General features: G+C 45.6%; 12 protein-coding genes. 10 read left to right on the top strand and 2 right to left on the bottom strand.

Going from position 1 to position 14,342, the window contains the following annotated elements; genetic code table 11:
* Positions 1–67: 67 nt before the first annotated feature.
* Positions 68–397 (bottom strand): cupin domain-containing protein, encoded by a 330-nt coding sequence (locus AAAT93_RS08515; RefSeq protein ID WP_021984486.1) that lies wholly within the window; start codon positions 395–397, stop codon positions 68–70.
* 195 nt (positions 398–592) lie between these two features.
* Here AAAT93_RS08515 and AAAT93_RS08520 point away from each other — a divergent pair, with 195 nt between their 5' ends.
* Positions 593–2,017 (top strand): alanine/glycine:cation symporter family protein, encoded by a 1,425-nt coding sequence (locus AAAT93_RS08520; protein WP_021984487.1) that lies wholly within the window; start codon positions 593–595, stop codon positions 2,015–2,017.
* 273 nt (positions 2,018–2,290) lie between these two features.
* Positions 2,291–2,725 carry an Hsp20/alpha crystallin family protein gene (locus AAAT93_RS08525; RefSeq protein ID WP_021984488.1) on the top strand — a complete coding sequence of 145 codons (435 nt, stop codon included), beginning with the start codon at positions 2,291–2,293 and terminating at the stop codon, positions 2,723–2,725.
* A 107-nt stretch (positions 2,726–2,832) separates the two neighbouring features.
* On the opposite strand, the gene AAAT93_RS08530 is transcribed toward AAAT93_RS08525, so the two are convergent.
* Positions 2,833–4,230, bottom strand: coding sequence for a UDP-N-acetylmuramoyl-L-alanyl-D-glutamate--2,6-diaminopimelate ligase (locus tag AAAT93_RS08530; protein ID WP_021984489.1), 1,398 nt, complete (start codon positions 4,228–4,230; stop codon positions 2,833–2,835).
* 285 nt (positions 4,231–4,515) lie between these two features.
* Between AAAT93_RS08530 and AAAT93_RS08535 the strand changes: the two genes are divergently transcribed.
* The 8 genes from AAAT93_RS08535 (at position 4,516) to AAAT93_RS08570 (ending at position 14,326) form a co-directional block, all read left to right on the top strand.
* Positions 4,516–6,030 (top strand): hypothetical protein, encoded by a 1,515-nt coding sequence (locus AAAT93_RS08535; protein WP_021984490.1) that lies wholly within the window; start codon positions 4,516–4,518, stop codon positions 6,028–6,030.
* Entirely contained in the window at positions 6,027–6,431 is a 405-nt protein-coding gene (locus AAAT93_RS08540; protein ID WP_021984491.1) for a hypothetical protein, read from the top strand. Before AAAT93_RS08535 ends, AAAT93_RS08540 begins: the two co-directional genes overlap by 4 nt.
* A gap of 115 nt (positions 6,432–6,546) precedes the next feature.
* Complete coding sequence (locus tag AAAT93_RS08545) at positions 6,547–7,080, top strand: DUF4342 domain-containing protein (RefSeq protein WP_021984492.1); 534 nt, start codon at positions 6,547–6,549, stop codon at positions 7,078–7,080.
* A 267-nt stretch (positions 7,081–7,347) separates the two neighbouring features.
* Complete coding sequence (locus AAAT93_RS08550) at positions 7,348–8,028, top strand: response regulator transcription factor (protein WP_117780425.1); 681 nt, start codon at positions 7,348–7,350, stop codon at positions 8,026–8,028.
* 10 nt (positions 8,029–8,038) lie between these two features.
* Positions 8,039–9,310 (top strand): sensor histidine kinase, encoded by a 1,272-nt coding sequence (locus tag AAAT93_RS08555; RefSeq protein ID WP_021984494.1) that lies wholly within the window; start codon positions 8,039–8,041, stop codon positions 9,308–9,310.
* A gap of 61 nt (positions 9,311–9,371) precedes the next feature.
* A complete protein-coding gene (gene trkA / locus AAAT93_RS08560; RefSeq protein WP_021984495.1) occupies positions 9,372–10,769 on the top strand; it encodes a Trk system potassium transporter TrkA in 1,398 nt (465 codons plus the stop codon).
* A gap of 24 nt (positions 10,770–10,793) precedes the next feature.
* The gene (locus AAAT93_RS08565; RefSeq protein WP_021984496.1) at positions 10,794–12,242 is read left to right on the top strand and encodes a TrkH family potassium uptake protein; all 1,449 of its coding nucleotides are present in this window, start codon (positions 10,794–10,796) and stop codon (positions 12,240–12,242) included.
* A 293-nt stretch (positions 12,243–12,535) separates the two neighbouring features.
* Entirely contained in the window at positions 12,536–14,326 is a 1,791-nt protein-coding gene (locus AAAT93_RS08570) for a glycosyltransferase family 2 protein (RefSeq protein WP_021984497.1), read from the top strand.
* Positions 14,327–14,342: the final 16 nt, after the last annotated feature.

A 14,342-nucleotide genomic window follows, 5' to 3' on the forward strand; every position in this document is an offset into this window, starting at 1 on the left:
AAAAAGTCGTCGGACTGGGGCTTGGATTCCCGGCTCGGCGGCTTTTCCGTTTTAAGAATTAAGATAATTAAAATACAACAACTAACAGCATCTTGAACTGTTCTGCACCATAGACGGCATGTGGATGCTTGGCTGGCATTACGATGGATTCACCTTCGTGCAGGATATATTCAACACCATCGATTGTGATTCTGCCGACACCATCTAAGCAGGTAACAAATGCATCGCCGCCGGACTCGTGTGTGCTGATCGCCTCGTCCTTGTCAAAGGCAAATAATGTGATAGATACGGCGTCATTCTGGGCGAGTGTCTTGCTGACAACCTGTCCCTCCTGATAAGTAACCTGATCCTTCAATACATGTACTTCTGATTTGGAAATATTCTTAATAAGATTCATAAAAATGTATTCCTTTCTTTTTTAAAATCCATATTTGGACATATAAAGTATATCATAAACTCTATTATACCCCGTATATTTAATATGAAAACAGTAAAAAACTTTATAAATTGAGGGAAAAATGTTGTCAAAAGCTGGAAAACTGTGTAATATAGAGAACATGTTGTTAAAATAAAATAAAGGAGAGTAGGAAACATGTGGGAAGCAATTAATAGCTTTTTGACAAAAGTAGATGATTTCGTCTGGGGTCCGCCGCTTATGATTTTAATCATTGCAGGTGGAATCCTTCTTACCATCCGTATGGGTGTGCTGCAGGTCCGTAAACTGCCGCTTGCCCTGAAATGGATGGTGAAAAATGAGGAAGAGGGCGAAGGAGAGGTAACTTCGTTCGGTGCACTCTGTACGGCACTTTCAGCGACGATCGGAACCGGAAATATCGTCGGCGTCGCAACAGCGATCGGAGCCGGTGGCCCGGGTGCTCTGTTCTGGATGGTGCTTGCTGCATTCTTCGGAATGGCAACCAAGTATGCAGAAGGACTCCTTGCAGTTAAGTATCGTGTGGTAGATGAAGATAATCATGCCCTTGGTGGACCGTTTTACTATATCGAAAAAGGTATGGGTACAAAGTGGAAATGGCTTGCGAAGATCTTTGCATTCTTCGGTATCTGTGTAGGATTGTTCGGTATCGGAACATTCTCACAGGTGAATGGTATTGCATCGGCTGTTGAGGGATTCTTTGATCCGAATGAATCATGGAGCGTAGAGATTCCTGGAATCGGTACATATTCGTGGACGGTAGTTATTGCATCTTTGATCCTGAGTGTCTGCGTGGCACTTGTGTTGATCGGTGGTATCAAGCGTATTGCAAATGTATCCCAGATCGTCGTCCCATTTATGGCAGTGCTTTATGTTCTGCTTTGTCTGGTGCTTCTCATCTGCAATATCAAAGAGATTCCGGATGCGTTTGTAACAATCGTAAAGGGCGCATTCAATCCAAAGGCAGTGACCGGTGGTGTGGTTGGTACGATGATCGTTGCAATGCAGAAGGGTGTTGCAAGAGGTATCTTCTCAAATGAATCCGGTCTTGGTTCTGCACCAATCGCTGCAGCCGCAGCAAAGACAAAGGAGCCGGTACGTCAGGGTCTGGTTTCCATGACGGGTACATTTATTGATACAATCATCATCTGTACGATGACAGGACTTTCTATCGTATTGACAGGTGCTTGGCAGCAGGAAGGCTTAGAGGGTGTACAGGTAACAACCTACGCATTCCAGGAGGGACTTCCGATTTCCGAGCAGGTAGCTGCGTTCCTGTTGATGCTTTGTCTGGTATTCTTCGCATTTACAACGATCCTCGGATGGGATTACTATTCGGAGCGCTGTCTGGAATACCTGTCAGGCAAGAACAAGAAAGCAATCCTTGTATATCGCTGGTTGTATATCTTGGCAGTATTCATCGGACCATACATGACAGTAAAGGCAGTATGGACGATCGCCGATATCTTCAACGGATTGATGGCGATTCCAAACATGATCGCAATCTTCGCTTTGAGTGGTGTGGTTGTGAAGGAGACAAAGGACTTCTTCAAACGCCATGCAGAGCAGAATCAGTTTAAGTAAATAACATGATTTTGAAACAGGTGTGCTGTATTGTTGCGGCATACCTGTTTTTGTATAATCAAGACTTCACACTTTTTTCACAATTTTTATTAGCACTCGCTATTGACGAGTGCTAATAAGTGTGTTATAGTACACCTAGAACATGAGGGAAGACCTAGAGAAGGGAACCCGAGTGGGAAGGAAAGTTGATATTGTAATTGCAATTAAATAGTGAATGCCGTCAAGAAACATAGATTGCAATTACTGAGTGAAGTATAAAAGGAGGTATGGCTTATGTTAATGCCAAGTTTATTTACAAATAGTTTTATGGATGATTTCTTTGATGCACCAAGTTTTGGTGTCTATAAGTATGATGCACCGGCACAGAATCTGATGAGTACTGATGTGTTTGAGAAAGAAGACGGTTACGAGATTGATATGAACCTTCCAGGATTTAAGAAGGAAGATGTAACCGGTGAAGTGAAGGATGGTTACCTGATCATCAAGGCTTCTACAAAGAACTCTAAGGATGAGAAGGATGCCAAGGGCAAATATATCCGTAAGGAACGTTATGAAGGTTCCTGCAACAGATCCTTCTATGTGGGCGATGCGATCACACAGGATGATATCAAGGCAAAATTCGAAGATGGTGTCTTGAAGATCTCTGTTCCAAAGAAGGAAGCAAAGCCACAGGTGGAAGAGAAGAAATTCATTGCCATCGAAGGATAATTTAAAATAGCTAGCCAGACGATTTTTCGTTTCCCCTCTCTTACTGGGCGGTCACAGGATGTGGCCGCCCTTTTAGCGTTCATAAATGTTAATTGTGCATGTGACCGCTAGGCGGATTGGCAGATCCTAGCTGCGGTGGGAGTCCTCCGTTCAGACAGGCATTGCCGTGCGACATTCATATCATTAAATGGAATCCGCTTATCCCGGCAAACAATAAATTCTTCGTGCCCTTTTCCAAGGATCAGAAGAATGTCGTCCGTATCTAACAGGGAGATTCCCTTTCGAATAGCGTCCTTCCGGTCATGCACGATTTCGTAGTTATCGTAAGAAAGCCCGGATGTCATATCATGGTAGATCTGTGCCTGATCTTCATAATGAGGATCGTCGTGCGTCATTATAACGTAATCAGCATGCTTGCAGGCAATCGCGGACATCTTCGCACGTTTATCCCGGTCTCTTTCACCAGTGCATCCAAACACGACATAGATGCTGCCGGAGGTAAGTGCACGTGCGGCAGTCAGAACCTTGCTCATGGCGTCTGGCGTATGTGCGTAGTCTACCATGATCAGATTATTTCCTGTGTGGATACATTCGGTTCTGCCCTTTGGAAGTGTAAGTGCTGCGGCTGCCTGTGCGATGGTGGCACTGTCAAACTGCTCCAGTGTCAGAATCACAACGGAAGCCATCAGATTGTAGATATTGTAAGTGCCGATCAGATTGGTCGAGAAGTTCTGGGTAAATGCAGGGCACTGTACCGAGAATTCTGTATGTTCCTTGTCTGCGGCATCCAAAGCTACATTGAAATCTCCGCCGGTAAAGCCGAAGGTTACATTCTCATTTTCTTCAAGCAGAAAATAGTGCTTGTAGGAATCGTCATAGTTGATGATCGCTTTGCCGGATGGCTTTAACATGCGGAATAATTCCTGCTTTGCAAGGGCATAGCGTTCCATCGTCTTGTGGAAATCCAGATGATCCTGTGTCAGGTTTGTGAAGACCGCATAGTCAAACTGCAACGTCTCGACACGGTGATTTGCAAGTCCCTGACTGCTTACTTCCATGACAACATACTCACAGCCGAGCGACAGGCATTGCAGCAGAATCGCGTACAGATCATAGATATCGGGGGTCGTGTTCGCGAGACTGCGGATCTTCTCGCCGACGTAGAAGCCGATTGTGCCAATATAGCCACATTTTCTGCCAAGCTTATTCAACATCTGGTGAAGCAGAAATGCTGATGTAGTTTTTCCGTTTGTACCGGTGATGCCGATCAGCTTGAGTTTGCTGATTTTGTCGTAGTAAGTATCTTTCAGATAATTGACCAGATATGCTCTGGTATCCTCGACGATACAGGTTTCCACCTCGTAGCTTCCTTCCTCGCAGATGATCTTCGCTGCGCCGTTTTCAATTGCCTGTCGGATATAGGCATGTCCGTCGTGGTCGATGCCGCGCAGTGCCACAAAAGTGTCGCCCTTTTCGATTTTTCTTGAGTCTATTTTTACGTTCATTTATCTCCCTGTCTTTCCTGAAAATATGTGTCCGGATTTCCTAAAATCCCCTGTTAACATAACATACCAAATAATTGCATCAAAGTTGCATCAAAAGTGTAACGAAGTTGCAAAATAAATATTTATAGTTTGTATAATTTTGTAAATGATTATATAAATAACGTACGAATCCGCTGGTTTTATGATGCTGTTTGAAATATTTATTATTTACAAAACATATGTTCTATACTAAAATAAAAACAGTATGTGAAATAAGACACGGATTTATCTATGTGGAGTGACGGTATGCGGCAGTATATAGCAATTGATCTGAAATCATTTTATGCGTCGGTGGAGTGCGTGGAGCGGGGATTGAACCCGCTCACAACGAACCTCGTCGTAGCAGATGAGAGCCGGACAGAGAAGACAATCTGTCTGGCTGTTTCGCCATCCCTGAAATCCTATGGCATATCGGGGCGGGCGCGCTTGTTCGAAGTTGTGCAGCGGGTAAAAGAGATCAACCGTCAGCGGCTGGCATTTGCACCGGGGCGGGAATTTAACGGATCGTCGTATGAAAATCTGAAGGTGAAAGCGGATCCAAGGCTGGCGCTGGACTATATTGCGGCGAAGCCGCGGATGGCACATTACATGGAATACAGTACGCGCATTTACGATATCTACCTGAAATATGTCGCGCCGGAGGATATGCATGTCTATTCGGTGGATGAGGTGTTCATTGATGCGACGACATACCTGAATACCTATCAGATGACAGCAAGACAGCTTGCAGAGACAATGATACGGGATGTCTATGAAACGACAGGAATCACGGCGACGGCGGGGATTGGAACGAATCTGTATCTGGCAAAGATTGCGATGGATATCGAGGCGAAGCATATGCAGCCGGATGAACGTGGCGCGCGGATTGCGGAGCTTGATGAGATGAGCTACCGCAGACTGTTGTGGAACCATGAACCGCTGACGGATTTCTGGCGTGTGGGGGCGGGTTACCAGAAGAAGCTGCATGCACAGGATCTGTATACGATGGGAGATATTGCCCGGTGTTCACTGGGCGGAGAAGATGATTACTATAACGAAGATCTGCTGTATAAGCTTTTCGGGGTGAATGCAGAGCTGCTGATCGACCATGCATGGGGCTATGAACCGTGTACGATCGCAGAGATTAAGGCGTACCGCCCGGAGAGTAATAGCATTAGTTCGGGGCAGGTGTTGCAATGCCCGTATACATGTGAGAAAGCACGTGTGGTTGTACAGGAAATGACAGAGGGACTGGTGCTGGAACTGGTTGAAAAGGGGCTTGTCACAAATCAGATGGTACTTACAGTTGGCTATGATATCGAGAATCTGTCTGGGGGAGCAAATGGGTATCACGGTGAGGTGACGCGTGACCGCTATGGGCGGAAGGTGCCGAAGCACGCACACGGGACAGAGAATCTGGACAGTTATACATCGTCAACAAGCAGGATTGAGGCGGCGGTGCTTCGCTTATATGACCGGATTGTGGATGAGAATCTGCTTGTGCGGCGGATGTATGTGGTAGCCAATCATGTGATCCGGAAGGAAGATGTGAAGGAAGAGACTTCTGGATTTGAACAGATGGATTTATTTACCGATTATGCGGCGTTGGAAAAGGAGAAGGAAGCAGAGAAAGAAAAGGAAGCAAAAGAAGCGCAGATTCAGCAGGCATTGCTTGCAATCAAACATAAATACGGTAAAAATGCAGTTCTACGTGGAATGAATTTCCGCGAGGGCGCAACGGCGCGTGACAGGAATAATCAGATCGGAGGACATAAGGCGTGAGACGGGATTACAGTGATATCATCGACCGGGAACGCCCGGTGTCGAAGAAGCATCCGCCGATGGATCGGATGATGCGTGCGGCGCAGTTTGCCCCATTTGCAGCGCTTACGGGACATGATGAAGCGGTGCGGGAGACGGCACGGCTGACAGAGGAAGAGATCGAACTTGATGAGTATGAGGTTGCGGAACTAAACCGGAAGCTGCAGTGGTTAGCGGAGCACAAGGATACGGAAGTAGCGGTCGTACATTTTGTGAAGGATGCGAAAAAAGAGGGCGGTGCCTATGTGAAGGACACCGGAATTCTGAAGAAAATAGATGAACATACGCATACACTTGTGTTAGTATGTGAACAGGAAGAAGTGCAGATAGATATATGGAAAATAATAGAAATTTTAATCTGATTTTAATCTTTCCTACCTTATAGATTAATTTTGGTGCCGTAAGATAAGGACACAATCAAGAACAGCAAAGAACAAATTACAAAACCGCTGTTACAGAAAATGGAGGATATCAGATATGGATCAGTTAGAAAAGGTAGAAAAAATCAGAGAGAAAACAGGCGTCAGTTATGAGGATGCCAAGAGTGCACTCGAAGCATGTAATTATGATCTGCTCGATGCGATCGTGTATTTAGAGAAGCTTGGAAAGATCAAGGCACCGGAGGTTGGCACTTATACGACGACTCCGCAGGAGACATCGAACGAGCTGGCACAGGCACAGGCTGCCTACGAGCAGTCTTGCAAGAAGAAAACATTCGGTGAGCGTATGGATGAGTTCTTCGCGTGGGTAGGCGATATCATCAAGAAGGGCTGCGAGAAGAACTTCATCATTGAGCGTAAGGGTGAGCGTTTTATGCGGATGCCGATCATCATATTCATACTGCTTTTGATCTTCGCATTCTGGATCTGTGTACCACTTTTGATCATCGGACTCTTCTGCGACTGCAGGTACCATTTCGAGGGTGACGCGAAAACAGTTCAGGACATCAACAACGCCTGCGACAAGGCATCCGATGCCTGTGCGGGAGTGAAAGAAGACATCAAGAAATAAAAATCTGAAACATAGAGAAAGGAAAATTATAAGATAGGGGAAACGATTACGTATAAAAAAATATATTTCAGATATGTATAGTACCAATTTTAATGCAGACCATTGGAACATGTCGGTACTTAACGAATTGTGCCAGTTTACTGGTGCAATGAGTTTAGTACCGCTACATGTGGAAGTGAGCGAGAGCGCGTCTGCATGTAATTGGATACTATACATATCTGGTATAAGCATTATGACGTAATCGTTTTCCTGTTTATAGGAGACGATATGAGCAAGATTTTGATTATTGAAGATGAAGCGGGCATCGCCCGTTTCGTCGAACTGGAATTAAAACATGAAGGAAATGAAGTCGAGAAGGCGGCAGACGGCAGAGAGGGCTTGGACAAAGCCCTCTCCGGTTCGTTTGACCTGATCTTACTTGATGTGATGCTGCCGGGATTAAATGGCATGGAAGTGCTGCGCAGACTCCGGCAGGAGAAGGACACGCCGGTCATTATGCTCACGGCACGCGACGCTGTGATGGATAAGGTAGCAGGGCTGGACGCTGGTGCGGATGATTATATCACGAAGCCATTTGCCATCGAGGAGCTGCTGGCGCGTATCCGCGTCGCGCTAAAGAAGCATGCGCGTACAGAGGATGCACCGACACATAAGCTGGAGGTGCTGGGTGTCTGCTTAGACGAAGACCGCCACGAGGTGACTGTGCAGGGCGAAAATGTGGAGCTTACGAACCGTGAATTCGAGTTGCTGCACACGTTGATGCGGAACAAGAATATTGTACTTACCCGGGAGAAGCTTCTAAATGAGGTCTGTGGGTATGATTATGTCGGCGAGACGAATATCATTGATGTGTATGTGCGGTATCTGCGGACGAAGATTGACGATCATTTTGGAATTAAGCTGATCCAGACAGTTCGCGGAGTCGGATATTGCATCAAGGAGTCATAGGAGTGATTGGATGAGAGAAGAACGGACAAATCGGAAGACAACCTCTATTGCCCGGAAGATTCATGTCGGATACTGGTTCCGGCGCTTTTTTGCGTTGCTGGGACTTGATATTGTGATACTCGGAATGTTGTTCGTGGCGGTGCTGGTATGGCGGCTTGATACGACAGATGCAGACTGGATGTCCGGGGCGAAGCCGGTGCATATTACATGGTCGGGTGATTCATATGCCACATGGGCGATGACCACACAGGTCGGTAAGAACACGGACAATTTTCTGGTGCATGAGGTTCTGGATTATGCGGCTATACCGCTCATTGTGGTTGGCGCGGTGGAACTTATGATGCTCATTTCTGCGTGCTTTGGTATACGGAATATCAGACGGAAGCTGCGTCCGTTGAATGATCTTGCTGTGCGTGCGGAAGCACTCTCAAATATGAGCGGTGATGAGGTAAATCTGGAGCATCTGGAACAGGCAATCTCGAATGTCTCCGTTGATGCGAATGATATACGGATATCGACCGGGGATAAGGATTTGCAGAGCATTGAGGTGGCACTGAATAATCTGCTCGCTCGGATGCAGGAGAGTAAGCTGCAGCAGGCGCGGTTCGTGTCGGATGCATCGCATGAGCTGCGGACGCCGATCTCCGTGATTCAGGGCTATGTAAACATGCTCGACCGCTGGGGCAAAGAAGATGAAGCAGTGCTAAATGAGTCGATTGAAGCGCTCAAGAACGAATCTGACCATATGAAGGATCTGATTGAACAGCTTCTATTCTTAGCGCGCGGAGATAGTGGGCGGAATACATTGAAGCCGGTCGAAGTGGACTTAAATGACCTTGTGCAGGAGGTGTACGAGGAATCCATGATGATTGATGAGACGCATCCGTACGAATTTTCAGCCTGCCCAGGCTGTATGGTGCGTGGCGATGTTGCCATGCTGAAACAGTCTATTCGTATTTTCGTACAGAATGCGGCAAAGTATTCGGAAGGGGGCGATACGATTCATTTTACAGTCGGGCGGTCAGAGCAAGGCGTCTATTATCAGGTGCAGGATGAAGGTATCGGCATGCAGGCATCCGAGGTCGTGCATATCTTTGAGCGGTTTTATCGTTCCGATGAGGCACGCAACAGTGAGACGGGCGGATCAGGTCTTGGACTATCCATTGCAAAATGGATCGTAGATGCACATGATGGACAGATTGACGTGTTGACCAGACCGGATTTTGGAACGCGGTTCCGCGTGACATTCCCTTGTAGTAACACTGTGAATATGGTACAATAAAGTTTCAATTTTATTGTTAATAAGGAATTGCGAATATACGGGGAGTGTAAGAATTAAGGATATGAGATCTTCAAAGAAAACGCAGAAAAAAGAACGGGGTTTAAACATTATTATCGTTGGATGCGGAAAAGTTGGAAGTACGCTGGTGGAGAAGCTCAGCAAGGAATCCCATGATATTACCGTCATTGATCAGAAGAATGAGGTGATTCAGCGGATTACGGAAGACTACGATGTTATGGGCTTTACCGGAAATGGTGCGAGCTACAGCATCCAGATTGAGGCGGGTATTCAGGATGCGGATGTTCTGATTGCCGTGACGGAAAGTGATGAGTTAAATCTGCTCAGCTGTACGATCGCGAAAAAGGTCGGTGACTGTGCTACCATCGCACGTGTCCGGAACCCGGATTACAGTATGGAGCTTTCGTATCTTCGAAATCAGCTTGGACTTTCGCTGATCATTAATCCGGAGTTGGAGACTGCACGCGAGATTGCACGTCTGCTGCGTCTGCCGTCGGCCCTTGAGATCAACTCCTTTGCGCGTGGACATGCGGAGCTTGTGAAGTTCAAGATTCCGAAGGGAAATCTGCTGCACGATAAGCCGATTTCGGCGATGCATGAGTTAAACTGTGATATGCTTGTCTGTGGTGTCGAGCGGGATGGGAACCTGATTATCCCGGATGGTTCTTTCATCATGCGTGGCGGTGATGCCGTGACATTTCTTGCGACACCGACAAACAGTATGGATTTCTTCAAGAAGATCGGTGTCGATACACATAAGGTCAAAAACTGCATGATCATTGGAGGAGGAAAAACCTCGTATTATCTTGGAAAACAGCTGATTTCATCCGGTGTGGAGGTCAAGATTCTGGAGTTGGATGAGAAACGGTGTGAGGAGCTGAGCGTATTACTTCCGAAGGCACTGATCTTGCATGGCGATGGCTCGGACGAAGACCTGCTCCGTGAGGAGGGCATCGAGAGTACGGAATCGTTTGTTCCGCTGACCGGACTTGACGAGGAGAATATCCTGCTTACGTTATTTGCGAGAAAATGCTCTGACACAAAGGTGATCACGAAGATCAATCGGAGCACATTCAGTGATGTGCTTGATAGTCTGGACATCGGAAGTATCGTATATCCACGTTATATTACAGCAGAGAAGATTCTGGCGTATATCCGTGCGATGCAGAATTCGGTCGGAAGTAATATTGAGACACTGTATCATATCTTTGATAACCGGGCGGAGGCACTGGAGTTTAAGGTTGAGAAGGATTCTCCGGTAATCGGGAAACCGATCATGGAGTTGAAATTGAAGGATAACCTTCTGCTTGCCTGTCTGAACCGGAATGGTAAGGTCATTATTCCGCGTGGTCAGGATGTCATCTGCGAGGGAGATTACGTGGTCGTTGTTACAACGCACACGGGCTTTACCGATGTCAGCGATATTTTGAAATGGCAGTAAGGGAGATTTTTTTGGAGACAGATTATGAACTACTCAGTTGTTATTTATATATTAGGCTGGATCATGGAAATCGAAGCAGCATTTCTGGCTCTCCCTGGGATCGTGTCTGCGATCTATGGTGAGAAGGGCGGCTTTGCTTTTTTGTGGGTGGCACTTGGCAGTGCGGTTGCAGGTTCAGCAATTATTTTGCGGAAACCGAAGAACATGCGGTTTTATCTGCGGGAAGGTTTCGTGACGGTAGCACTTTCGTGGATTCTGATGTCTGTGATTGGATGTCTGCCGTTTGTGATCAATGGTGATATTCCGCATTTTGCAGATGCGCTTTTTGAGATGATATCAGGATTTACAACAACGGGTGCGACGGTTGTATCGGATGTGGAAGGCCTGACGAAGGGCAGCTTATTCTGGCGAAGCTTCAGCCATTGGATCGGAGGCATGGGCGTTCTTGTATTTCTGCTTGCCATCGTGCCGATGGCGGGAGGCAGCCACATGAACCTGATGAAGGCGGAAAGCCCGGGACCTTCGGTTGGAAAGCTGGTTCCGAAGGTGCGTCAGACAGCCAAATATCTGTATATTATTTATTTTGCCCTGACCATGATAGAGGTGATTTTTCTACTCTTTGGAGGAATGAATCTGTTTGAAGCTCTGACAACGTCGTTTGGAACAGCCGGAACCGGAGGTTTTGCAATCTGGAATGACGGATTCGTCAGTGTCAGCCCGTATAATCAGTGGGTCGTTACGATTTTCATGCTGCTGTTCGGTGTGAATTTCGGATTTTATTTCCTGATTCTCACAGGAAAGCTGCGGGATGCGCTGAAGTTTGAAGAGGTGCGGATTTATTTTATCATCGTGATTGCAGCGGCAGTGTTTATCTTTATTAATCTGCGGCATTTTGCATTGTATGCGCCGGCGGAAGGCATCCGGCAAGCGTTCTTCCAGGTAGCAAGTATTATCACGACAACGGGATTTGCAAGTGCGGATTTCAATCTATGGCCGGAGACTTCGAGGACAATCCTTGTGCTTTTGATGTTTATCGGTGCCTGCGCCGGAAGTACGGGCGGCGGTATCAAAGTCTCACGGTTTATTATTGCATGCAAGTCATTTATAAAAGAAATTATTTCTTATCTGCATCCGCGTTCCGTGAAGAAGATCAAAATCGAGGGAAAACCACTCGAGCATGAGACGCTGCGGGCGACAAATGTCTATTTTATGACATATATGGTTATTTTCGCGGTATCCGTACTGCTTGTGTCGATTGAGAACAAAGATCTGGTCACGAACTTCGCGGCAGTAGCAGCGACGTTTAACAATATCGGTCCGGGGCTTTCTCTGGTTGGACCGATGGCGAATTTCGGACATTTTACGGATTTTACGAAATATATTCTGATGTTCGATATGCTGGCAGGCAGACTGGAGATTTTCCCGATGATGCTGTTGTTCTGCCCGGCTGTCTGGAAACGGAGAAGAGCCTAGTAATATAAAGATAAAGGCTGATTCAGGAGAAGATGAATCAGAGCCTTGATATTGGATATACAAAAAAGAGGAACCGGTGATGCTGGTTCCTCTTCGTGCGTTATAAGGTATATGGTTAATTACTGAAAGATTGATATAAGAATGGTATTCGTAATGGTAAACCTTATAACGTGTCTATTATACACGAATATAATAGAAAATAACAACTAAATCTTGATATTTTCGTGAGATTTTTTTGTATGTATGATATACTGAGACAACAGATGATATAGAAAACAGCAGGAGAATCAGATATGGGACGTATATATATAAATGCAATCCGTGTAATCAACAATATAAAGACATTCGGATGGCGTAATACATGTGCAAAATTAAAAAAGTACCTGCATCTTGGTTCCAACTATGTGGATTATAATAAATGGATGCATAGTCATCGGCTGACAGATAGTGAAAGACAGGAACAATGTGGACGGCATTTTGAATATCATCCGAAGTTTAGCATTTTGGTGCCATTATATGAGAGCAATTGTGATTTTCTGCGTGCGTTAATTGAGTCGGTGCAGGCGCAAACCTATGGAAACTGGGAGTTATGCTTCTCGGATGGAGGAAGAAAAGAAAAATGTTTATACGATTTTTTGCAGGTATATATGCAAAAGGATCAGAGAATTCATTATATAGCTTCACAAGATGGAACGCTTGGAATAGCCGAAAATACGAATCAGGCATATACGCTTGCGACGGGAGATTATATTGTGTTTGGTGATCACGACGATTTGTTTGAGCCGGATGCACTTTATGCCTGCGTTGAGTCGCTAAATGCGAAGCGGGTGCAGGTAATTTATACCGATGAAGATAAGGTGGATGAAACAGGAGATTATTTCTTTGCACCGAATTTTAAACCGGATTTTAATATTGATTTGCTACGTTGTAATAATTATATTTGTCATATGTTTGTAGCAGAGAAAAACTTAGTGGATCAGGTGGGGTTGTTAAATCCAGCGTTTGATGGTGCGCAGGATTATGATTTTATATTCCGTTGCACGGAGCAGGCAGATGGCATTTGTCATATTCCGAAGATTCTGTATCATTGGCGGGCACATGCGGCATCGACAGCGGAAGATCCGGCAGCAAAACGTTATGCGTTTGAGGCTGGAAAACGAGCGATAGAAGCGCATTTGGCGCGACAGGGGCTGGCTGCGGAGGTTGTGGATGGAGCAGCTCCGGGGTATTATCAGGTGAGTTATCTGGTTCGGGGAGAACCGCTTGTGTCAATCGTGATTCCAAACAAGGATCATGTGGATGATTTGAAAAAATGTATTGATGCGATTGAACAACGGTCGACTTATCGGAATTATGAGATTATCATAGTAGAAAATAACAGTGTGCAACAAGAGACATTTGCATACTATGAATCACTTGTGGAAAATCCGCATATTCAGGTGTTGTATTGGCAGGAGGAATTTAATTATTCCAAAATCAATAATTTTGGTGTTGCACATACAAAGGGTAAGTATATTTTGTTGTTAAACAATGATACCGAACTGATTTCACCGGATTTTATTACTCAGATGCTTGGGTATTGTCAACGCAAAGATGTAGGAATTGTTGGTGCACGGTTGTATTTTGAGGATGGCACGATTCAACATGCAGGCGTAATTGTTGGGATTGGCGGAATTGCCGGACATGCATTTTCTGCAATGGATGAGCAGGCGGGTATCTATCAGCTTCGGACTTCTGTTGCGTGTGATTATAGTGCGGTTACAGCAGCCTGTCTGATGATTTCCAGAGAGACCTTCGATGCGGTTGGAGGACTGGATCCAGAATTTCAGGTGGCTTTTAATGATGTGGATTTTTGTTTGAAAGTAAGAAAGCTTGGCAAATTGGTTGTGTATGTTCCACAGGCAAAGCTGTATCATTATGAATCAAAATCCAGAGGTAAAGAAGATACTGTGAAAAAACAGAAGCGATTCCACAGCGAGATGCAGTTGTTTCAGTCAAGATGGGTGGATATTCTGGCAACCGGAGATCCGTACTACAACATGAATCTGGCGTTAGATGCGTTTGATTTCTCTGTGCGGAAATAAGAAAAAGGGGAGGCAG

The sequence above is a fragment of the Coprococcus hominis (ex Arizal et al. 2022) genome (assembly GCF_040094675.1).
Classification (GTDB): domain Bacteria; phylum Bacillota; class Clostridia; order Lachnospirales; family Lachnospiraceae; genus Coprococcus_C; species Coprococcus_C hominis.